Source organism: Phyllobacterium sp. 22229, from assembly GCF_052056495.1.
GTDB classification, from domain to species: domain Bacteria; phylum Pseudomonadota; class Alphaproteobacteria; order Rhizobiales; family Rhizobiaceae; genus Phyllobacterium; species Phyllobacterium myrsinacearum.
The window spans coordinates 65,760-84,758 of sequence record NZ_JBQEPA010000019.1 but is presented as its reverse complement, the minus strand read 5'-3'; the positions used below and the strand labels follow the sequence as shown (position 1 = coordinate 84,758).

Sequence of the window (18,999 nt, the reverse complement as noted above, 5' to 3'; positions counted from 1 at the left end):
CGCCTTCTTTGGAAAGACAATGGTAGCGAAGGAGGGATTCGAACCCCCGACACAAGGATTATGATTCCTCTGCTCTAACCTACTGAGCTACTTCGCCCCATATGTCATGCGACCCGTGAACGGCTAGCCTGCAAATGAGGACCGGGGGACGCGCTGTCAATTGACAGGGACGGGGCGGATATATGTGGGGAGCAACGGCCTGTCAAGCAATCTTCTCCGTATCCAAGACTTGTGTTCGTTTCTTCCTGCGGATAATGGATGCCGATATGAAAAAGGCTGAAAAGATGGCTCCACGGATTGCAGTGCTGGGTTGCGGCTATTGGGGCAGCAATCATATCCGGACATTGAAGAGTCTCGGGGCGCTGTTTGCAGTCTCCGACCAGAACACCGATCGCGCCGCCGGCTTCGCCGCGGAGCAGAATGTTCTGCATATTGAAGTCGACGATCTTTTCACCCATCCCGAGGTCGATGCCATCGTCATGGCCCTGCCGCCGCAATTTCATGCGGCTGCGGCGATTCGCGCCGTCACCAATGGCAAGGACGTCCTCGTCGAAAAGCCGATTGCCCTGACCGTTCCCGATGCGGAAGCCGCCGTGAAGGCCGCGCGCGACAATGGACGCATTTTCATGGTCGGACATGTCCTGCGTTTTCATCCGGCATTCGAACGGCTTCTGGAGCTGATCAAGGCGGGCGATCTCGGCGATGTGCGTTATATCCATTCCCACCGTCTCGGCCTTGGAAAATTCCACACGGAAAACGATGCCCTCTGGGATCTGGCGCCGCATGACCTGTCGATGATCCTGGCCATCACCGGCACCGAACCATTGGAAGTGCGCGGCGAGGGCGCGGCGGTGCTCGATCACCTCAGCGATTTCGCCCATCTGCACATGCGCTTTCCCAATAATATTCGCGGGCATCTTTTCGCCTCGCGGCTCAATCCCTATCGTGAGCGCAGGCTTACGGTGGTGGGAACCAAGGCCATGGCCGTCTTCGACGACATGGAGCAGTGGGACAAGAAGCTGGCCGTCTACAAGCATTCGATCTGGCAGGACAATGGCCAGTGGGCATCGACGACGGAAGAGCCGACCTATGTCAAGATCGCGCAGGGCATGCCGCTGACCCGGGAATGCCAGAATTTCATCGACAGCATCAACACACGCACCGAGCCGGTCACCGACGGCGAAGAAGCGATTCGCGTCCTGCGGATTCTGACCGCCGGCACGGTTGCGCACGACAAGGCAAGCTGATCCGTCCGTCAGTCCCAAAAGTGCTGCAAGATTGCGCTCGGTGTAAAGCGTTGTTACAAGACCGGACAAACTTTGAACGACAACGTCTGGCAGACCTCCCGCGGCCCTTCTAAAGAGTTGTCATGACCGTTTTTCGCGACGGATTCGCGGAGCAATTGATATTGGAGCAATGATGCAGTTCATCGATCTCGGCGCACAGCGTGAACGGATCAGCAGCAAGCTTGATGCGGCAATCGCCAAAGTGGTGCGTGAAGGCAAGTATATTCTCGGACCGGAAGTTGCCGAGTTCGAAAAGCGTCTTGGCGAATATCTCGGTGTCGAACATGTGGTTGCCTGTGCCAATGGCACGGATGCCCTGCAGATTCCGCTGATGGCGCGCGGCATCGGTCCGGGCGATGCGGTGTTCTGCCCGAGCTTCACTTTCGCTGCCACCGCCGAAGTTGTGGCGCTTGTCGGCGCGGAACCGGTCTTCATCGATGTCGACGCCGATACCTACAACATCAATGTCGAGCAGCTGGAAGCGGCGATCAAGGCTGTGCTTGCCGAGGGACGCCTGCAGCCAAAGGCCATCATCCCTGTTGATCTGTTCGGTCTTGCTGCCAATTACACCTCGGTATCGGCAATTGCCGACCGGTATGGCCTGTTCGTGATTGAAGATGCGGCGCAGTCGATCGGCGGCAAGCGCGACAATGCGATGTGCGGTGCATTCGGCCATGTCGGCGCGACCAGTTTCTATCCGGCAAAACCTCTGGGCTGCTATGGCGACGGCGGTGCCATGTTCACCAATGACGCGGCGCTTGCCGACCTGTTGCGCTCCATCCTGTTCCACGGCAAGGGCGAGACGCAGTATGACAATGTACGCGTCGGCATGAATTCACGCCTCGATACGATCCAGGCGGCGGTCCTCATTGAAAAGCTCGCCATTCTCGAAGACGAGATGGAAGCGCGGCAGATCGTGGCCAAGCGCTATGCCAACGGCCTCAAGGACGTGGTCAAGGTCGCGCTGATGCCGGAGGGCTCCCGTTCGGCCTGGGCGCAATATGCCATCGAGACCGATAACCGCGACGCCCTCAAGGCGCATCTGCAGGCCAATGGCATTCCTTCGGTGATCTATTATGTCAAGCCGCTGCATCTGCAGGAAGCCTATGCGCATTATATGCGCGCGCCGGGCGGTCTTGCCGTGTCGGAAACGCTGCCGAAGAACATCCTGTGCCTGCCGATGCATGCCTATCTGAGCGAGGCTGATCAGGACCGCATTATCGGGACCATTCGCGAGTTCAAGACCAAAAGCGCTGCCTAAGCGCTTTTGGTGCTGCATCACTGACAGACATTTGTGTGATCAGGCGACGGCCTGGCCCTGTTGTGCCAGGCGCTTGAGCATGGCTTCCGCCTGCGGAGCCCGTTCGGAGCGGCCGATGAAGCCGCCGCCATAAACACGGGCGGTGTTGCTGTCATCGGAATAGAGAACGCAGGCCTGGCCGGGGGCGATGCCGCTTTCACCATCGACCAGCTCGACCCAGGTCTCGCCAGCGCGATGGTGCAGGACAGCCGGGCGCGGCGGACGCGTCGAACGGACCTTGGCATAGACTTCAACGCCGCCTTCCGGAATGCCGGCAAGCGCGTCATCACCGAGCCAATTGACGTTGCGCAGAAAAACCTTGCGGGTTTCCAGCGCTTCGCGCGGACCAACGACCACACGTGCATTGGCCGCGTCGAGATGGACAACGTAGAGCGGGTCGCCCGTCGCCACGCCAATACCGCGGCGCTGGCCAATGGTATAGTGCACGATGCCCTCGTGGCGGCCAAGGACGCGTCCATCGATGTGGACGATATCGCCGGGATTGGCAGCCTCTGGCTTCAGCTTGGAAATAATGTCGGAATATTTTCCCTGCGGAACAAAGCAGATGTCCTGGCTGTCCTGCTTGTTGGCGACGGACAGGCCAAGCTCTTCGGCTATGGCACGGGTTTCCGGCTTGGTCAGTGACCCCAGCGGGAAGCGCAGGTAGTCGATCTGTTCCTGCGTGGTTGCGAACAGGAAATAGCTCTGGTCCTTGTCCGTGTCGACCGGACGGTAGAGTGCGCGGTGTGCGCCATTGGCGTGACTGCGGATATAGTGACCCGTGGCGAGTGCATCGGCGCCGAGATCCCTGGCGGTCTGCAGAAGATCGGCAAACTTGACCGTCTGGTTGCAGGAGACGCATGGGATAGGCGTTTCGCCGCTGACATAGCTGTTGGCAAAGGGATCGATCACCGCCTCGCGGAAGCGCGCTTCGTAATCCAGCACATAATGCGGAATGCCAAGGCGTTCTGACACGCGGCGCGCGTCTTCGATATCCTGGCCGGCGCAGCAGGAGCCTGCGCGATGGGTGGATGCGCCATGATCATAGAGCTGCAATGTAACGCCGACGACATCGTAACCCTGACGTTTGAGAATGCCCGCCACAACAGAAGAATCCACGCCGCCCGACATGGCGACGACGATACGTGTGTCTTCCGGCTTGCCCGGCAGATCGAGATTATTCAGTGTCATAAGCGGATCCGGTTCTTGCAGCGACATAACGGCGCAGGGATATTCAAGGCCCTTATATAGGTCAATTGACTCGATCTTGCCAACAGGAAGTGGCAGGCGGTGCATTTTTCTCACGCAAAGGTGAGTGCTGTGTCGCTGCGGCAACGGCCGCAGACGCGGGTGAAAGCCGGCAAAATGGCGATTTTCAACAATCTCCTGGAATTCGCAGAAGTTACCAGAGAATGACTCGCTGTTTAGGCAATTATTAAAGCCCTGCCTGTAATGTCAGCTGCGATAGGTCTTGAAGTTTAGTGTAGAGAGTACAATGACCGATCTTGTTCGACCGAGAGTAAAATACGTAATCGGCCCGGATGGCAGCCCGCTGACCATCGCCGATCTTCCACCCGCCAATACGCGGCGCTGGGTTATTCGCCGCAAGGCTGAGGTGGTTGCCGCTGTGCGCGGTGGTCTTCTTAGTCTTGAGGAGGCTTGCCATCGCTATACGTTGACGGTGGAAGAGTTCCTGTCCTGGCAGTCCTCGATCTCCGATCATGGCCTGGCTGGACTAAGAACAACCCGGATACAGCAATATCGTCATTAGATGATGTCGCCTTTGAGTTTGGCTGAGGCTGGTCGTTGAGACCAGCCTTTTCCTTTTCATGGGGATCAGAATTGCCGTCGCTACCATGCTGTTCCGCTCCAGCCGGAAACCTGATCTAACAGATCACGGGTGACGGCAAGGAGACGTTCAATGACAGGCGATATCAAAATTACCAAGGAAGAAACCGCAAAGGGCGGGCGCTATGTGACCGTCGTCTCGGGGCACGAGGCGGAGATGACGTTTTCCCGGGTGAATCCCGAACTGATCATCGTTGATCACACGGGTGTGCCGGATGCGCTGCGCGGCCAGGGCGTGGGGCAGGCGCTGGCGCTGCATGCGGTTGATGATGCGCGGGCCGGGGGATGGAAGATCATTCCCCTGTGCCCGTTCATGCGCGCCCAATCCCTGCGGCACAAGGATTGGGCCGATGTAGTGCGGCAGAGCTGAAACAGACCCGGCTGCCGTTCCTGGTCAGCCGATCATGGCGCGTTTGTCGGCGACCGGCATGTCGTCGATGTCGCGGACCTTGCCGTCGCGCTGTTCCAGCGCCTCGGCCTTGGCCAGCTCGGCTTCTGATTCGGCCAATGCGGCCTCGGCATCGTCCTTCTGAGCCTTCAGGTCACGGATCGAATCGAACAGATTGTCGCGGCGCTGGCGTGCAGCCTTGGCGAATGTCGGGTAGGCAAAATGCGACGTGTCGGTAATGCCCGCCTTCTTTTCCTCGGACATAATCTGCGCGTCCAACTCAGCAGCCATGCGTTCGAATTCGCCCATCATGAGATCAAGCTGGCCGAGCTGGCGGCGCTTTTCCTTGACCTGAAACAGTTTCAATCGAACCAAACCTTCATGCGACTTCATACTCACTACCCCCACAAAGCCGGTACGCAGACTCATCAACAGGAGTCATCCGGCTGGCGTTTCACCCCGAATCACTTCGGGAAAATGAAACAAAAACTTAAAGGTTGCCGCGTCTGGTAACCTTTCCTTTACGTTCAGCATTAATCATACGCCTTAAGACTTAAAGCTCGGTAAATCGAAGTCGGCTGTGTCCGGCTAAAAATTTATTGAGTCGAATGAATCGCTTAGGCGCAGAACCTGAAGCTTTGGCTTACGGTTTTTTGCCGGGTGACTCACCTTATGAATCAACGCAGTGTCTGCGATTTTTAACTTATGAGTCAAAGACACTTGCAAAGCGGAATTAGATTTTGTTAACCATTCGGTGGCAATCTTAACGTTATGGAAACGGCTTGTTTCGCGACCTGACTTCGGGATTGCACGGCAACCCATTTCAGCGGCGGGAAAAGGGGAATGATATGCGGGTTCTTTTAATCGAAGACGATAGTGCGACGGCCCAGAGCATCGAGTTGATGCTCAAGTCGGAAAGCTTCAATGTTTATACGACGGATCTGGGCGAAGAGGGTGTCGATCTCGGCAAGCTCTACGACTATGATATCATCCTCCTCGACCTCAACCTGCCGGATATGTCCGGTTATGAAGTCCTGAGGACCCTGCGTCTGTCCAAGGTCAAGACGCCTATCCTCATCCTCTCCGGCATGGCCGGTATCGAGGATAAGGTGCGCGGCCTCGGTTTCGGCGCCGACGACTACATGACCAAGCCTTTCCACAAGGACGAACTGGTCGCCCGCATCCATGCGATCGTTCGCCGTTCGAAGGGCCATGCCCAGTCGGTCATCACCACGGGCGACCTGATCGTGAACCTCGATGCCAAGACCGTTGAAGTCAGCGGCCAGCGCGTTCACCTCACTGGCAAGGAATACCAGATGCTGGAGCTGCTTTCGCTCCGCAAGGGAACGACGCTCACCAAGGAAATGTTCCTCAACCACCTCTATGGCGGTATGGACGAGCCGGAACTCAAGATCATCGACGTTTTCATCTGCAAGCTGCGCAAGAAGCTCGATTCCGCCTCGGATGGCGTCAACTACATCGAGACCGTCTGGGGCCGCGGCTATGTGCTGCGTGAGCCGGATGCGTCGGACATGCGCGAAATCGCCTGAGCCTTCGTCTCGGGTCATTCAAGCAAAAGGCTCCGTCACTGACGGAGCCTTTTGCATTCTGCATGTTTGATGCGGGTCAAACGGCCATTTCAAGCTCGCGGCTGCGGCCGATGCGGGCCATCCATTCGAGATAGTTGGGCTCGCGCTTGATCTGCCAGCCATAGTGGCGGCGCAGTTCGTCGACAAGCCTGCCGTTGCGGCCGAGGAGATCATCCGCATACTGGATCATCAGGGAATTCGGCCAGGCCTGCGGGCGTATCTGCCGCAGGCGCTCGAACAGCCGGTCCTCCGATTCGTCCGGATGGGATTGGGCGAGGAGGGAGAGCATGGCCGCCGTCGAACGGGATATGCCCATGTGGCAATGGATCAGCAGGTGGCCCTTGGTGTCTTCGGCTTCGGATTCAGCCAGCGTCTTGCCGAAATTGAGGATTTCCGCAACGTGTTGCGGCTGCGGCAGGATCTTGCCCGCGTCAGCATCGATGATGTCGTGAAAGTTCAGCGTCGTGCGGTGATGGGTACCATAGGCCTGAAATGCCTCGAGCTCCGGCCAGTTCGGATCGAGAATGGATAGGACGTGGGTGACGGTGCGTCCGCTCTGGGCCGGCAATTCGTCAATGCCGCAAATGGTCAGCGTGGAAATGGAAAGAGGTTTCATGGAGAATCGGTCATCCTGGTGCTTGTGTGGGGCCAATCGCATTGTGGGAGCGTTCCGCCGCGATAGCAAAGATTATCCCGGATTCTTCGGCATATTTGCGACGCGGACCGGCTGAATCCAGAGGCGTTGGTTTCATCGGGGCTGCATCAGTTCGATGCGGTTGCCGAAGGGATCGTGGACGAAGCGCCGGTCATATTTTTCCAGCGGCTGGTCCTCGGTAATCGCATAGCCTGCCGCTTCCAATGCACTGACCAGGGCGACAAGGCTGTCCGTCAACAGGGCGGGGTGGGCCTTTCTCGCCGGGGAAAAATTTTGCTCGACACCAAGATGGATGCGAACGCTGCCGGTTTCAAACCAGCATCCGCCGCGCCCGGCAAGCGATGCCGGCTTGGGCACTTCGGGAATGCCGAGAAGGCCGTCATAAAATGCCCTTGCGGCCTGTTCTTCACCCGCAGGCATGGCCAGCTGGATGTGTTCAATTCCGGTTATCGCCATTTTCTTCTGCCCTGGGATCGCTGGCTTTCATTCTGTCAGCCTAACGGTCCGGCGGCGGCCCGGCAACGGGAGATGACTACGTGGTCAGAATGACACTGCCCGTTGTTTTGCCCGCCTCCAGATCCGCCTGCGCCTTTGCCGCATCGCGCAGGGCATATTCCGCGCCTATCGGACTGCTCAAGCCATGCTCCAGGGCAGCGAGGAGGGCTTTTGACCCGCGCTGGTAGAACTCCGGGTTGTTGACGGCGGCAATGATGCTGGGGCGCATCACCGCGATGTTGCCCAGGTCTTCGAGCCGGACCGGCGGCACGGCGCCTGCCGGTTGGCCGATGGAGCCAAGAATGCCGAAGGGCCGTACGGTCTTCAAGGTTTCCATGAAGACCGGGCCGCCAATCCCGTCTATCGCGAGATGAACACCCTTGTTGCCGGAGATACGGCGCACGTCACTGGCCCAATTCTCTGATGTGTGCAGCAGCACCTCATCGGCGCCTGCGGCTTTGGCCACTGCAATCTTGCCTTCAGACCCGACAGTGCCGATGACATTGGCCCCCAGGCGCTTTGCCCAACGGGTAACCAGCTGGCCGACGCCGCCTGCGGCCGCGTGAACCAGCACCCATTCGCCCGGCCTGACAGAGCGAACCTCATGCAAAAGCATATAGGCCGTCAGGCCACGCAACAATGTACTTGCGGCGATGCGGTCCGAAACCGTATCCGGCAGCTTGATCAGGCGCGATTGCGGGATCAGCCGCACCTCGGCATAGCCGCCGAGCGGCATGCCGGCATAGGCAATCCGGTCTCCGGGTTTGAGATTGGTGACGCCATTCCCGATGGCGTCGACAATGCCCGCCCCCTCGAGCCCAAGCACGGCCGGCAGGCTTGGCGGGGAATAGAGACCGCTGCGGAAATAGATATCGACAAAATTGACGCCGATGGCCGTTTGGCGGATGCGCACCTCATCCGGTCCCGGATCGCCGGCGACAGCGTCTCTTGCCCGCAATACGTCAGGGCCACCGGGGCCGGTCATTTCGATGATCAGTGCCATGATGTTCTCCTTTGGAAGGCGACCATTCGAACACAGTGCGCTGTGTGAGGAAATTCCGTGTTTTATCTCACTATATGTGCGATAATTCACCGATGATTGACTGGCAGGATTTGCACTATTTTTCGGTTCTGGCGCGGACGGGATCGCTGTCCGCCGCGGCCCGCACGCTTGGCGTCGACCATGCCACCGTCGGGCGGCGGGTGGCATCGCTGGAGCAGGCGCTCGCGCTGCGTCTCATCGACCGCTTGCCGCGCCGCTCCCCTTTGACGGCTGAGGGAAAGGCGATCGCGGAATTGGCTGACGACATGACGCAGCTGACGCATGCCATTGAACGGCGCGCGCGGGGCTTGTCGCTGTCGGCGGTGACGACGGTGCGTATCAGCGCGCCGCTAGCGGTTGCAGCAAGGCTGATTGCGCCGCACGTGGTGGAGTTTCACCGCGAACACCCTGACATAACGCTGGCGCTTGCGGGGGCGACGCAGAACGCGGCGCTCGATCGCAGCGAGGCCGATCTCGCCGTCCGGATGGCCGAGCCGGCGGAGAAGGATCTGCTCATCCGGCGCATCGGTGCCATGCGCTTCGGGCTCTATGCCACGCGCGAGCAGGCGGCCCTGCCGCGGCAAGCGCTGGCGTTCATCGCTTATGACGCGACGCTGGATCACGTGGCCCAGCAGGTGTGGCTGCGTTCAATCCTCGCCGGACGCCCGGTCATCTTTCAGGCCAGCGATCTCTTCGGTCAGCAGGAAGCGGCCCGTGCCGGGTTGGGAGCGGCCGTGCTTCCCTGTTTCATGGGAGACAATGATGCGCTGCTGGTCAAATTGCCGGTCAAGGAGCCGCCGCCGGTGCGTGATCTGTGGCTGACGGCCTATCCCGATATCGGCCGTTCGCCCGTGATGCGCATGGTGATGACCTTCCTCGCCGATATCATCGGCCGGGAATGCCCGATCAGGATCGCTTGACCATAGGATTTCACCCGACGGAAGGCGCCGGCAGGATTTCCGAGATCGATTCCCGGTTGAAAGGCTTCAGGAGATAACCATAGGCGCCGGCCCGTTTGGCCCGCATGATCTTGGTCACATCGATTTCGGCAAGGCAGAGGTAAATCCGGCTTTCCTTGCCGCCGGGCAGGGCTCTGATCTGGCTGATGATATCGACCGACGGCATATCCGGCAGTGCGCAGTCCAGAATGATGATGTCAGGCATCTCCACGCTGCAGGCGGAAACCGTCTGAAAGCCGGTGTCGGCCGTCGTCACGACGACGCTGTCGCTCGCGAGCAGGCGCGTTGCAACTTTCCTGACCACCGGCGCTCCATCAACGACCATACAACGTAACACGTGCCAACTCCCCCCGGAATCACTGCGACATTGCAGCTGCTTCAAGGGAGAGTATCAGGCCGATTGTGAAGAAATGGCCAAGGCGGATGGTAAATTTTTACCGGCTCACGCCGCCGAAAACACGATCTCTTCCGGCGTGGCATGGATGGAGATGGTCATTCCGGCCTCCTGCGCCAGCAGCAGCGTGTAATAGGGCTGCACCGCATGGGCGTCGATCGGCTCTTCCGGGGTCTTGCCGCTGTGCAGTTCAAGGAATTTCGGCGGAACCCGCAGCATCGGTCCGCGCGATGTCAGGACGAAGCGCGGTTCGGTTTCCGGTGTCTCCAGTGCAACGTTCAGCGTGCCGCCGCGCGGCAGGGCCGCATTGGCGATCAGCACCAGGTTGAGCAGCAGCTTGACCTTGTTCTTGGGCAGCAGGACGCGGTTGCCGGTCCAGGTGAACTCGGCCTTCTCGCCCTTCATATATTCATTGGCCACGTTCTGGGCATCGCCTGTATCGATCTGGACACCGGCCGATCCGGCGGCGCCGAAGGCAATACGGGCAAACTGCAGGCGGGCAGAGGCGCTGCGCGCGCTCGATTTGATGAGGTTCATTGCATCTTCGTCGGCGCCGCCTTCTTCCAGAAGTTCCAGCCCGTTGTTGATCGCACCCACCGGCGAAATGATATCATGGCAGATGCGGCTGCTCAGGAGGGCTCCGAGGTCCGTTGCCGAGAGAATAACGGGCAATGTCATGAGAGAAACTCCTAAGGATTTGGCTGACAATTGGAATCTGCGTATTGGGGTTATGCCGAATCAGATGTTCAGGCCGAATCACTCTGATTGCTGCTGCATTTGGATACATAGCTCGGTCCGGATCGGCAAGAACGACGTCGACGATACCGGGAGATGCTGAATTCCTTATCTTTTTCCCGTCCCCGGCAAGCCATTGAAATGCCAAGATCGATTCATAAACTTTTATACAAGGTTTAGACCTTTAAATGGTGCTTCAATTATAAGGCGAACACAAGATTCGCATCTGGCGTCGGACAAAGAAGCGAACAGCCAAAAGGAATTATGATGGCGTCTCTATTCTTGTCTATGAACCGTTTTTTTCTCCTGATCCTGACGATGGTGTCCCTGGCTGTTGTAGAGCCGCATGCGGCCAATGCGGCGCAGGACCAGTTCTCGATGGATGAGATCGTCAATTCGGGGCAGAGATTTTTCGGATCGACATCCGGTGGTTTGGCATCGGCGGTCGAGAAGATTTTCCAGAGCTATGGTCTGCCGAACGGCTATATCCTGGGTGAAGAGGGATCGGGCGCCATCATCGGGGGCCTCACCTATGGCGAGGGCACGCTTTATACAAAGAATGCCGGGGATCACAAAAGTTTCTGGCAGGGCCCATCCATCGGATGGGACTTCGGCGGCCAGGGTTCCCGAGTCATGATGCTCGTCTACAATCTTGACGATATACAGAATCTCTACGGCCGTTTTGTCGGCGTGGCGGGCTCGGCCTATCTCTTCGCCGGTGTCGGTTTCAATGTCCTCAAGCGCAATCAGGTCCTGCTGGTCCCCATACGCACCGGCGTTGGCGCACGGCTTGGCGTGAATGTCGGTTATCTCAAGATCACCCAGTCTCCGACCTGGAACCCGTTTTGATCGTCCGCCTTTCCTGATGCATGAGCAAGACGCGGAAACCGTTCCGCGTCTTTGCCGTTTGATGGCGGACCGGCATTGTGCCAGATTTGAAGCGGGGGATATTCCGTTCTATCCTCCGCCTGACCTTCTAACAGGACCCTTATCGTGATCCAGACCGCACTTTATTTTGCCCTCGGATTTTTGAGTGCCGTCTTGTTGGCGCTGATCTTTGCGCCTCCGGTCTGGCGTCGCGCCATGCTGCTGACCCGCAGGCGCGTCGAAGCGGAAACACCGCTGACGCTCAATGAAATCCAGGCGCAGCGCGATGGATTGCGGGCAGAACACGCCGTAAGCGAACGCAAGCTGGAAATGACCCTGGCGGGCATCAAGGAAAAATCGGCGCAGCAACTGGCCGTGTTCAGCGAGAAGGAGCGGCAGGTCCGCCTGCTTTCGGCCGACGTTGCCGCCCGTGATGCAACGATCGCCGAATTGCAGGCATCCCTTGCGCAACGCGATCAGGCACTGGAAAAATCGGCGGAAGAGCTTGCCGGTACGGTGCAAACTCTGGAGCAGCGTTCCGCGGAGCTTGAACTCCTGCATCGCCGCCTGAACAGCACGGAGACGAAAGCCGACAGCCTGCAGATCGATGTGGCGGCACAGACCACCCGCATCGAGAACCTTTCGGACGAGCTGAAGGAAGCGCGCCGGGCCAAGCGGGACGGCGAAGAGCAGAAACACAAGCTGGAAACCGAGCTCAAGGCATTGCAACATTCGCTCGGACAGGAAACAAAGCGCGGCGATGGTGCGGAAACACGGGCAAGCGAACTGATGACGAAACTGTCGGACAACGAGGCCAAGCTTTTGCGGCGCGAAAAGGAAGTCGAGCGTCTCAACGAGCGCCTGCGCACCATCATTGCCGAAGGCCGCAAGCAGGGTGTCGCTGCGGACCATGCGCCGCGCGGCAAGCAGGCGCTTGTGCAGGCCGAGGAAAGCAAGCGGTTGCGTGAAGAGATGAACGCACTGGCGTCCCAGGTGGTTGCCATGGTTGCCCGGCTTGAAGGCCCGTCGTCTCCGGTGAACAAGCTCCTGGCAAGCGCAGGCGGCGAGGTCCCGGTGGCCTATGACGAAAACGGTGAAGCGATCACCAGTTTGGCAGATCGCATCCGCGCCCTGCAAAAAGCCGCTTCCGCGATGGCGTCAAATGCCGGAGAACCGGCTAAACCGTGACAGCGCGATGCCGGAGGCCGTGGCGACGTTCAGGCTGTCGAACGCTTCGGACATCGGAATTCTCACCGTCTTGAGCGTCTGCATCAGGGCTTTCGGCAGGCCTTCGCCCTCGGTTCCCAGCAGCAGCGCCGTGCGTGATCCCGGTTGTGCGGTGTAAAGGCTTTCCATGCCCGACGGACTGAGCGCGTAAATATCGAATTTCGCCTGCTGCAATGTGCTGACGAGATCATCAATCGAGCCTTCGCGCGCGAACGGAATCTTGAGTGCCGCACCCACGGACACGCGGATCGCCTTGCGGTAGAGCGGATCGCAGCTGGTTTCATCCATCAAGATGCAGTCAGCCTCGAATGCCGCGGCATTGCGAAAGATCGATCCCATATTGTCATGGTTGGATATGCCGCACAGCACCACGACAAGCGAGGCGGACGGCAGGGCATTGATCAGCTGGCCGGCTGAACGGGGTGCGCTGCGGCGGCCGACGGCAAGTATGCCGCGATGCATGGGGAAACCGGCAATCACATCCATGACGGCGCGCGATACGCAATAGACCGGAACGTCGTGCGGACAGAGGGCTATTTGCGCCGCAAGGCCGGCAAGCCGGTTTTCCAGGACCAGAAGCGACTCGACCGCGAAAGCCGCATTGGCAAGCAGCACGTTGAGCACAACCTTGCCCTCGGCAATGAAACGGCCTTCCCGTCCAACCAGATCGCGCTCGCGGACATTGCGATAGGGGCTGAGCCGCGCATCCTCTGCGTCATCGATGCGCGTGATGCGGTGTTCCAGCCAGCCTTCATCCTGTCGCGGCATCGTGTCAGACCGTTTCGCCTGCGGCGGCCAGGCCCGCCCGCGCTTCACCCGCCATGCGCACGAGGCTCTTATGCATGTCCCCGGCTGACGTCAGCGGTGCCGGAAACCAGATGCGCTGGACGTCGTCGCCATCGGCGATATCGAACCCATCGGCGTCAATTCCGGTCATGCGCCAGTTGCCTGCGGGTGCCTTTGCAAAGAAGCGGGCGTAGAGCGAAATGGCGTTGGCGTGATCCGCGTTCATATGTTCGACAGCGGATTTTTCCGCCGCCGCCAGCTCGTCATTGGCTGGATTGCCGGTGAGCAGATCCTCGACGGTCAACTGATAGGCCTTGCCAAAGCCGCCATTGAGGCTGGCGCCCGTGGGTTCCAGCCGGAAGAAGCGGAAATCACCCAATCCGGCGTAGAGTTTTGCCTTGGGCTGGTGCGAGATATAGCGCCATTCAATACGGGCGTGTTCTGCCGTATCGCGGGCAATTTCCCTTGCCCGGGCGAACACCGTTACACGCGGATGGGCAAGAGGATCGCCCTTGCCGGTCTCTCCGGCAAGCAGGGAGCAGCGCGGATCCGCGAGCAGGGCAGGCGTATGGGCGGAAAGGGCGGAGACCAGAATGACCGGCGTTCCATCATGGTCCGTGGAGAGGCCGACGCGGGTTGCGATCGGACCGCCTGTCGCGGGATCGAGCGTTGCGATGACGGCATGGCGCGCCTTGCGAATCAATGTCCGGGCGAGCCTGACGGCTTCGGCATCTGTCTCGCGCAGCACATCTTTTTTCTGTGTCACGGCTCATCCCTCGCATTGCTGGGCGAGAGATAATGGCTTGGCAGGCCCCCGGCAAGCCATTTTCACCGGGGAGGAATTATGCAGCTATCGGCCGGTTGTCGTTGAGGCCAACGTCGTTCATGCAATCGGCAAGCAAGTCGAGATCGACCGGTCCGATCGTGCACAGGACGGGCGCAAATTCTTCGGCCGGCACCTCGAGCGCCATCAACTCGACGAGCGCTTCCATCAGTGCTTCACGCGTGTCATACCTTGCAGAATAGTGGGGCATGATTCTGTCTTTCGAGCCGGATCAGTTGCATTAATCTTACTGCAAATACGGTAAACAAATTCTTAATTTTGCCATTTTTGGAAATTTTTTGCTTCTTTTATGAAGAAAATAACGCCATGATTTCAAATAGATGGTAAATTGTGATCACCCGTTAGCTCCATCTGCCATTGTTTGGCCCCAAATGACCTCAATCTGTGGGCAACTTCACCAGCAGGAAAAACAGCGATGAGAATTGCTTCGTGATCGGCGCAAGGAAGTGGAAAACCCCCTCGATCGTGGGTGTTATTGCCGCCATTGGCCTCGTCAGTGGTTGCACCACACAGAATGCCCAGCATGCCGGTAAGGTGAAGGCAAATCTGACAAGCAGCAATACGACCGTCTCCAAGACGTCCACCTATGCCTATACGCCGAAGGACAAGGAATGCCTGGAACGGGCGATGTTCTTCGAGTCCAACCGTTCGAGCAAGGATGGTCTGCTTGCGGTGGGCACCGTGGTGATGAACCGTCTCGATTCCGGCAAATATGCCAATACGATCTGCGGCGTGGTGGGCGAGAAGGGGCAGTTTGCTCCCGGCGTCCTATCGCGGCCCATGCAATCGGCAGCGCTTCCCGACGTACAGCAGGCGGCTGATGCCGTGCTCAAGGGCCAGCGCCATCCCAAGGTCAAGGACGCGATGTTCTTCCACACGGCCGGTCTGCGCTTCCCCTACCGCAACATGCACTATACGGTTGTTGCCGGTGGCAATGCTTTTTACGAGAAGCGTGACAGGTACAACTCGCCGGATTTGGGCAACAAGGTGGCCAGTGTTGCCATTGCCAATGCCTATATTGCCAGCATGAGAAATACGAACCCGGCCTCGGTCAACACCATCATGGTTGCCAGCGCGCAGCCGACGGTGACAACCGCGACATCCGGTCGTGTGACCAATCAGCCATTTGCCGTGGCGCAGGCCCAACCGATGCGTGGGGAAGCTCCGCAGCAGCTTGCTTTTGCCAATACCGCTGTGCCGGTTGATCCACCCGCACCAGCCATGGTCTTCACGGCGCCCGCACCCGCCCCGGCAAAGACGGCGGCCATGCCGCAGAATGCCGAGCAGGCAGTCCTTGCTTTTGAGGCACCGAAGAGCAAATCGGTCGATGCGATAGGGCAGATGCTGCTCGCGCAGGATCGTCCGGGCTTCACAAACTAGACAAGCAAAAGATCAGGCTCCAGCGTCGCCCTGGCGGCGCTGGTCAATATCCGTCTACGGCACGAGATAGTGCTGCGCCCACTCGCTGTGGGGAACCATCTGTCCAATTGCGTATTGAAATGTCAAAACGGTCATGTGATCGGGCGACGTCGTGCAGGTATAGGAGAGGTGGTACCATTCACCCTTGCTGCGAAAGGCAGCACCGGTCGACTGGATCTTGTCGCCGGTCACCAGCGGTTCCTTGAAGGCATAGGCGACCAGTTCGTCAGGCACCAGCTTGACCGGATCGTGGTGAATACGCTCCATGGCTTCCAGATCGCAGCGCTGTTCCAGCCGGGTCTCGGGACTCAATCCCTCCAGCTCTTCCGCTTCGGTTGAATCCATGGCTTTGGCTGAGCCCATCACGGCGGCCGTCGCCAAAAGCATGGCCAGAACTGATTTCATCGATGCCGCGCTCTCCGAAAATGGGCAGAAGGACAAGGGTCCGGGTCCGGATGCCGGAAAGGCTCCAATGTCTCCCGGATTGGGACCAAATTATGAAAAGCTCTACGACTGCTTGCGGGCAACCGGCTTCTTGTCGCCATTGGCTTCGATATAGGCGTAGATATAGGCAAATGACGGCAGGGCGGTGTTCGACGGCTCGACAAGACCGGCAACGCTGCCGAGAGAAGCCGCATAATTGTTGCAGTTGAAACCGAACATCGTCCATTTCGGCGGGTTGGCCAGATTGGCGCGTACCTTGCCGAGAAGGCTCTGATACTGCGTTTCCGTCAAGGATACACGATAGGCCGCACCTGTGGCGAAATGGCAGTCGGCGTAACTGGGCTTCAGTTCTGCGGGCATGGGAATGAGGGCGCCGCCGTAAAGGCCCAGCAGACTGCCCTTGGGGAAGAGGCCGTTATACTGGCGCGTGACGGGATTGCCATTGGCATCCAGCCTGCCGAAAACCACATACATGTGGCCGCTTGGAATGCCGGGCGACAGGCGCTGACGGAATTCGATGTAGGCGGGGTCGCCGGGCCTGGTGCGGTTGGCCGTCAGCTTGACCGCGGATCCGCTGGCGCTGCCATGGGCGGCGCAGGTCAGTTCCGGCATTTCCGCAGCATAGGCCGACGGGGCAACGGACACGCTGGATGGCGGTGTCGACTGGCAGGCCGCGAGGGTGAGGGCAAAGGCCGGTGCGAGGAACATCTTGAACGAGGTTGATGCGTTTGAAGCGGTGTTCAGCAAGACAATTCTCTTTTCAATCCTGTGATGGCTTTGCCGCTGAAAACGGCACAGCTTTCAATAGACCAATGGCAATACGCGCCATGTTCTGGCGCGATATTGGCGATACTCTTCCCCGAAGGCCTCTTCCATCATCTGTTCTTCCGCCCCAATTCTGGAGAAGAACAGGAATCCGAACCCCGCCAGACCCGATAGACCGGCGATATAATTGGGCAAAAGCAAGGCCTGGGTCAATGCCATGAGCCAGAAGGCTGTGTACATGGGATGCCGCAGGCGTTTGTAGATGCCCGTGGTAATAAGTTTGTGATCCTGCTTCAGTTGCAGGGAGACCGACCACATCTGCCCCAGGGCCTTGTGCGTGAGCCGGAACAGCAGCAGTGCGGCGATGCCGGTCAGGATACCCAAGACGAAGAGGACGGGGCTTGGCGCGTAGGAGGCGAATCCCGGCCGGCCGGTGGCCACATAGACGGCCGGAATGATGCCGAGGCCGGTCAGCGATATGGCGAGCCGCAGCGTGTCGGCGCCCTTGCGGCGGTCAACGGTCAGTTTCGCGCGGCGCGCACGCCTGTCGAACGGGCGGCGCAAGAGATACCAGGCGACGATAAGAACGACCCACAGGGCCTTTCCGGCAACGGCAAGTGACATCATATGGTGGCAGTTTCGGCTATTTTCATGGGTGAGGCGGACTGGGCGGCGCATTCGCATGGCAGTCCGCCGCGTGCGGCGACATCGGCAAAGGTTTCCGGCCCGCAGAGAATCGCATGCCAGGAATAGGCCGAGCGCTTTTCGACGCCATAGACGAATTGCCGGTGCACGCGGAAGAAATTCCGGCGGATGGACCTGTAGGTTTCGTCGCACAATTGGCTGCGGAAGCGGACCTTGACCAGGACGGGCGATTCCGCATCCGCGATATTCAGATCACGGACGGGATTGGATTTGTAGAAATTCATCGGGTCGGTCAGCGATTGGGCGTCGACCCAAATGGCGCGGCTGCGCGCGACGGCTTCGACGCTTGCCCGCAGGGCTTTGGCGGCCGGATGCAATGCCAGCTTGAGCAGGCTCGAACCCACGGTGAGCAGGCCATAGCGCCGGGAATCATTCTGCTGTAGGGCGGCATCGAGAATGTGCAGGGCGCAGATCGCGCCCATGCTGTGCGCGGCAACGACGACCTCGGTCGCAGGCGCCGCTTGGCTGATCCGGGCCGCGGCATCGCTGATGACATGGTGCAGTTTCGCCGTGATGTCGGGACGGTTGTCGCGTGCCATGTCGCGCGCGAATGTCCAGTCGTCCATGATCAGGAGAAAGTGCATTTTCCGCGCTGCCACGGCAAGCAGGGCCAGGGCCGCCGCCAGGCCGACGGCAACGGCAACCGCCGCCTGCTGCGTCATCGCCAAGGCGAGGCGTCCGGCACCGATGGACAGCACGGCAACGGCACCCATGATGACGAGCGGATAAAGGAAGAAAAGCGCATAGCGCCAGCTTGTCGACAGGAAGCGGAAGAACGTGCCGCTGACGATGAAATCGATCAGAGCAACGATGCCGCTGAGGATGCGGACGGCAGGATTGCGTGCGGCATAGAAATGGTTGATGTCACCCAGGCCATAGAGGACAAAATCGGTCCTGGCGGACCAGTTCGCACCGGCGGTTACAAGCGTGAACTCCCCCACGCCGACGCCGCCCTCGGCGGACGATACTTTCAACGCGCCATCTTCCTGCAACGACATGTCATAAACAGGCGCTGTCTTGGTTGCCTCCCGCAGGAAGCGCCGATGATGGGCCTCGACCGGCATATGTTCAAAGCCTGGCAAGAGAACAACCAGGCGATTGATAACGGACATCTGCCACCTTTCCAGGTTCCGATTGCGACGGTGTCAGCGCTCTCAGCTGAATCGAGCCAAAAAGGAATTTAGATGACCGACGTTAACAGAACGTCGTCAAAGGCAAAGAGTTGCAATGGTTGGTGCCATCGCAGCCTTT

At 59.1% G+C, this 18,999-nt stretch carries 23 protein-coding genes and 1 tRNA gene; 9 read left to right on the top strand and 15 right to left on the bottom strand.

From position 1 onward, the window contains the following. Positions 1 to 20: 20 nt before the first annotated feature. A tRNA-Met gene (locus ACTJJ7_RS21240) sits at positions 21 to 97 on the bottom strand. 187 nt (positions 98 to 284) lie between these two features. Here ACTJJ7_RS21240 and ACTJJ7_RS21235 point away from each other — a divergent pair. Continuing rightward, on the top strand, positions 285 to 1,247 hold the full coding sequence (locus ACTJJ7_RS21235; RefSeq protein WP_105733044.1) for a Gfo/Idh/MocA family protein: 963 nt from the start codon (positions 285 to 287) through the stop codon (positions 1,245 to 1,247). A gap of 172 nt (positions 1,248 to 1,419) precedes the next feature. Then, positions 1,420 to 2,547, top strand: a complete 1,128-nt coding sequence (locus ACTJJ7_RS21230; protein ID WP_105733045.1) for a DegT/DnrJ/EryC1/StrS family aminotransferase — start codon at positions 1,420 to 1,422, stop codon at positions 2,545 to 2,547. A 39-nt stretch (positions 2,548 to 2,586) separates the two neighbouring features. Here ACTJJ7_RS21230 and mnmA read toward each other — a convergent pair whose 3' ends face one another. Further along, positions 2,587 to 3,777, bottom strand: coding sequence for a tRNA 2-thiouridine(34) synthase MnmA (gene mnmA / locus ACTJJ7_RS21225; protein WP_440968733.1), 1,191 nt, complete (start codon positions 3,775 to 3,777; stop codon positions 2,587 to 2,589). Positions 3,778 to 4,081: 304 nt separating this feature from the next. Here mnmA and sciP point away from each other — a divergent pair, with 304 nt between their 5' ends. Together sciP and ACTJJ7_RS21215 are read left to right on the top strand one after the other, a co-directional pair. After that, the gene (sciP, locus tag ACTJJ7_RS21220) at positions 4,082 to 4,357 is read left to right on the top strand and encodes a CtrA inhibitor SciP (protein ID WP_091878079.1); all 276 of its coding nucleotides are present in this window, start codon (positions 4,082 to 4,084) and stop codon (positions 4,355 to 4,357) included. A gap of 150 nt (positions 4,358 to 4,507) precedes the next feature. Beyond that, positions 4,508 to 4,804 carry a GNAT family N-acetyltransferase gene (locus tag ACTJJ7_RS21215; protein WP_130269714.1) on the top strand — a complete coding sequence of 99 codons (297 nt, stop codon included), beginning with the start codon at positions 4,508 to 4,510 and terminating at the stop codon, positions 4,802 to 4,804. Between the two features lie 24 nt (positions 4,805 to 4,828). Here ACTJJ7_RS21215 and ACTJJ7_RS21210 read toward each other — a convergent pair whose 3' ends face one another. Next, on the bottom strand, positions 4,829 to 5,215 hold the full coding sequence (locus tag ACTJJ7_RS21210; RefSeq protein WP_105731965.1) for a flagellar export protein FliJ: 387 nt from the start codon (positions 5,213 to 5,215) through the stop codon (positions 4,829 to 4,831). Between the two features lie 455 nt (positions 5,216 to 5,670). Between ACTJJ7_RS21210 and ctrA the strand changes: the two genes are divergently transcribed. Next, positions 5,671 to 6,372 (top strand): response regulator transcription factor CtrA, encoded by a 702-nt coding sequence (gene ctrA / locus ACTJJ7_RS21205; RefSeq protein ID WP_105731966.1) that lies wholly within the window; start codon positions 5,671 to 5,673, stop codon positions 6,370 to 6,372. Positions 6,373 to 6,448: 76 nt separating this feature from the next. Here ctrA and ACTJJ7_RS21200 read toward each other — a convergent pair whose 3' ends face one another. The 3 genes from ACTJJ7_RS21200 to ACTJJ7_RS21190 all read right to left on the bottom strand — a co-directional run bounded on the left by ACTJJ7_RS21200 (position 6,449) and on the right by ACTJJ7_RS21190 (position 8,564). Beyond that, positions 6,449 to 7,027: a tyrosine phosphatase family protein gene (locus tag ACTJJ7_RS21200; RefSeq protein ID WP_105731967.1), complete on the bottom strand. Its 579-nt coding sequence runs from the start codon at positions 7,025 to 7,027 to the stop codon at positions 6,449 to 6,451. 132 nt (positions 7,028 to 7,159) lie between these two features. Continuing rightward, positions 7,160 to 7,522, bottom strand: coding sequence for a VOC family protein (locus tag ACTJJ7_RS21195; protein ID WP_105731968.1), 363 nt, complete (start codon positions 7,520 to 7,522; stop codon positions 7,160 to 7,162). 76 nt (positions 7,523 to 7,598) lie between these two features. Then, positions 7,599 to 8,564 (bottom strand): quinone oxidoreductase family protein, encoded by a 966-nt coding sequence (locus tag ACTJJ7_RS21190; protein ID WP_440968732.1) that lies wholly within the window; start codon positions 8,562 to 8,564, stop codon positions 7,599 to 7,601. A 92-nt stretch (positions 8,565 to 8,656) separates the two neighbouring features. Between ACTJJ7_RS21190 and ACTJJ7_RS21185 the strand changes: the two genes are divergently transcribed. Continuing rightward, positions 8,657 to 9,523, top strand: coding sequence for a LysR family transcriptional regulator (locus tag ACTJJ7_RS21185; protein WP_440968731.1), 867 nt, complete (start codon positions 8,657 to 8,659; stop codon positions 9,521 to 9,523). 10 nt (positions 9,524 to 9,533) lie between these two features. Here ACTJJ7_RS21185 and ACTJJ7_RS21180 read toward each other — a convergent pair whose 3' ends face one another. Together ACTJJ7_RS21180 and chpT are read right to left on the bottom strand one after the other, a co-directional pair. Further along, positions 9,534 to 9,899, bottom strand: coding sequence for a response regulator (locus ACTJJ7_RS21180; protein WP_105731970.1), 366 nt, complete (start codon positions 9,897 to 9,899; stop codon positions 9,534 to 9,536). A 105-nt stretch (positions 9,900 to 10,004) separates the two neighbouring features. Further along, positions 10,005 to 10,634 carry a histidine phosphotransferase ChpT gene (gene chpT / locus ACTJJ7_RS21175; RefSeq protein WP_105731971.1) on the bottom strand — a complete coding sequence of 210 codons (630 nt, stop codon included), beginning with the start codon at positions 10,632 to 10,634 and terminating at the stop codon, positions 10,005 to 10,007. 324 nt (positions 10,635 to 10,958) lie between these two features. Here chpT and ACTJJ7_RS21170 point away from each other — a divergent pair, with 324 nt between their 5' ends. Both ACTJJ7_RS21170 and ACTJJ7_RS21165 read left to right on the top strand, forming a co-directional pair. Further along, complete coding sequence (locus ACTJJ7_RS21170) at positions 10,959 to 11,540, top strand: DUF1134 domain-containing protein (protein ID WP_105731972.1); 582 nt, start codon at positions 10,959 to 10,961, stop codon at positions 11,538 to 11,540. 144 nt (positions 11,541 to 11,684) lie between these two features. Next, positions 11,685 to 12,746, top strand: coding sequence for a hypothetical protein (locus ACTJJ7_RS21165; RefSeq protein WP_440968730.1), 1,062 nt, complete (start codon positions 11,685 to 11,687; stop codon positions 12,744 to 12,746). On the opposite strand, the gene ACTJJ7_RS21160 is transcribed toward ACTJJ7_RS21165, so the two are convergent. From ACTJJ7_RS21160 to ACTJJ7_RS21150, 3 genes are all read right to left on the bottom strand, one after another. Further along, the gene (locus tag ACTJJ7_RS21160; protein ID WP_440968729.1) at positions 12,717 to 13,553 is read right to left on the bottom strand and encodes a TrmH family RNA methyltransferase; all 837 of its coding nucleotides are present in this window, start codon (positions 13,551 to 13,553) and stop codon (positions 12,717 to 12,719) included. The genes ACTJJ7_RS21165 and ACTJJ7_RS21160 overlap by 30 nt on opposite strands. Before the next feature lie 4 nt (positions 13,554 to 13,557). Further along, on the bottom strand, positions 13,558 to 14,337 hold the full coding sequence (locus ACTJJ7_RS21155) for a HugZ family protein (protein WP_440968728.1): 780 nt from the start codon (positions 14,335 to 14,337) through the stop codon (positions 13,558 to 13,560). 76 nt (positions 14,338 to 14,413) lie between these two features. Continuing rightward, positions 14,414 to 14,605 carry a hypothetical protein gene (locus tag ACTJJ7_RS21150; protein ID WP_130269732.1) on the bottom strand — a complete coding sequence of 64 codons (192 nt, stop codon included), beginning with the start codon at positions 14,603 to 14,605 and terminating at the stop codon, positions 14,414 to 14,416. A 239-nt stretch (positions 14,606 to 14,844) separates the two neighbouring features. Between ACTJJ7_RS21150 and ACTJJ7_RS21145 the strand changes: the two genes are divergently transcribed. Continuing rightward, complete coding sequence (locus tag ACTJJ7_RS21145) at positions 14,845 to 15,795, top strand: cell wall hydrolase (RefSeq protein ID WP_440968727.1); 951 nt, start codon at positions 14,845 to 14,847, stop codon at positions 15,793 to 15,795. 54 nt (positions 15,796 to 15,849) lie between these two features. Here the strand turns inward: ACTJJ7_RS21145 and ACTJJ7_RS21140 are convergent, their stop codons facing one another. The 4 genes from ACTJJ7_RS21140 to ACTJJ7_RS21125 all read right to left on the bottom strand — a co-directional run bounded on the left by ACTJJ7_RS21140 (position 15,850) and on the right by ACTJJ7_RS21125 (position 18,860). Then, positions 15,850 to 16,239: a DUF930 domain-containing protein gene (locus tag ACTJJ7_RS21140; protein WP_440968726.1), complete on the bottom strand. Its 390-nt coding sequence runs from the start codon at positions 16,237 to 16,239 to the stop codon at positions 15,850 to 15,852. 102 nt (positions 16,240 to 16,341) lie between these two features. Then, a complete protein-coding gene (locus ACTJJ7_RS21135; RefSeq protein ID WP_440968725.1) occupies positions 16,342 to 17,025 on the bottom strand; it encodes a hypothetical protein in 684 nt (227 codons plus the stop codon). Positions 17,026 to 17,079: 54 nt separating this feature from the next. Beyond that, a complete protein-coding gene (locus tag ACTJJ7_RS21130) occupies positions 17,080 to 17,670 on the bottom strand; it encodes a protein-S-isoprenylcysteine O-methyltransferase (RefSeq protein ID WP_440968724.1) in 591 nt (196 codons plus the stop codon). Then, positions 17,667 to 18,860, bottom strand: coding sequence for a hypothetical protein (locus ACTJJ7_RS21125; protein ID WP_440968723.1), 1,194 nt, complete (start codon positions 18,858 to 18,860; stop codon positions 17,667 to 17,669). The genes ACTJJ7_RS21130 and ACTJJ7_RS21125 overlap by 4 nt, the downstream gene beginning before the upstream one ends. Positions 18,861 to 18,999: the final 139 nt, after the last annotated feature.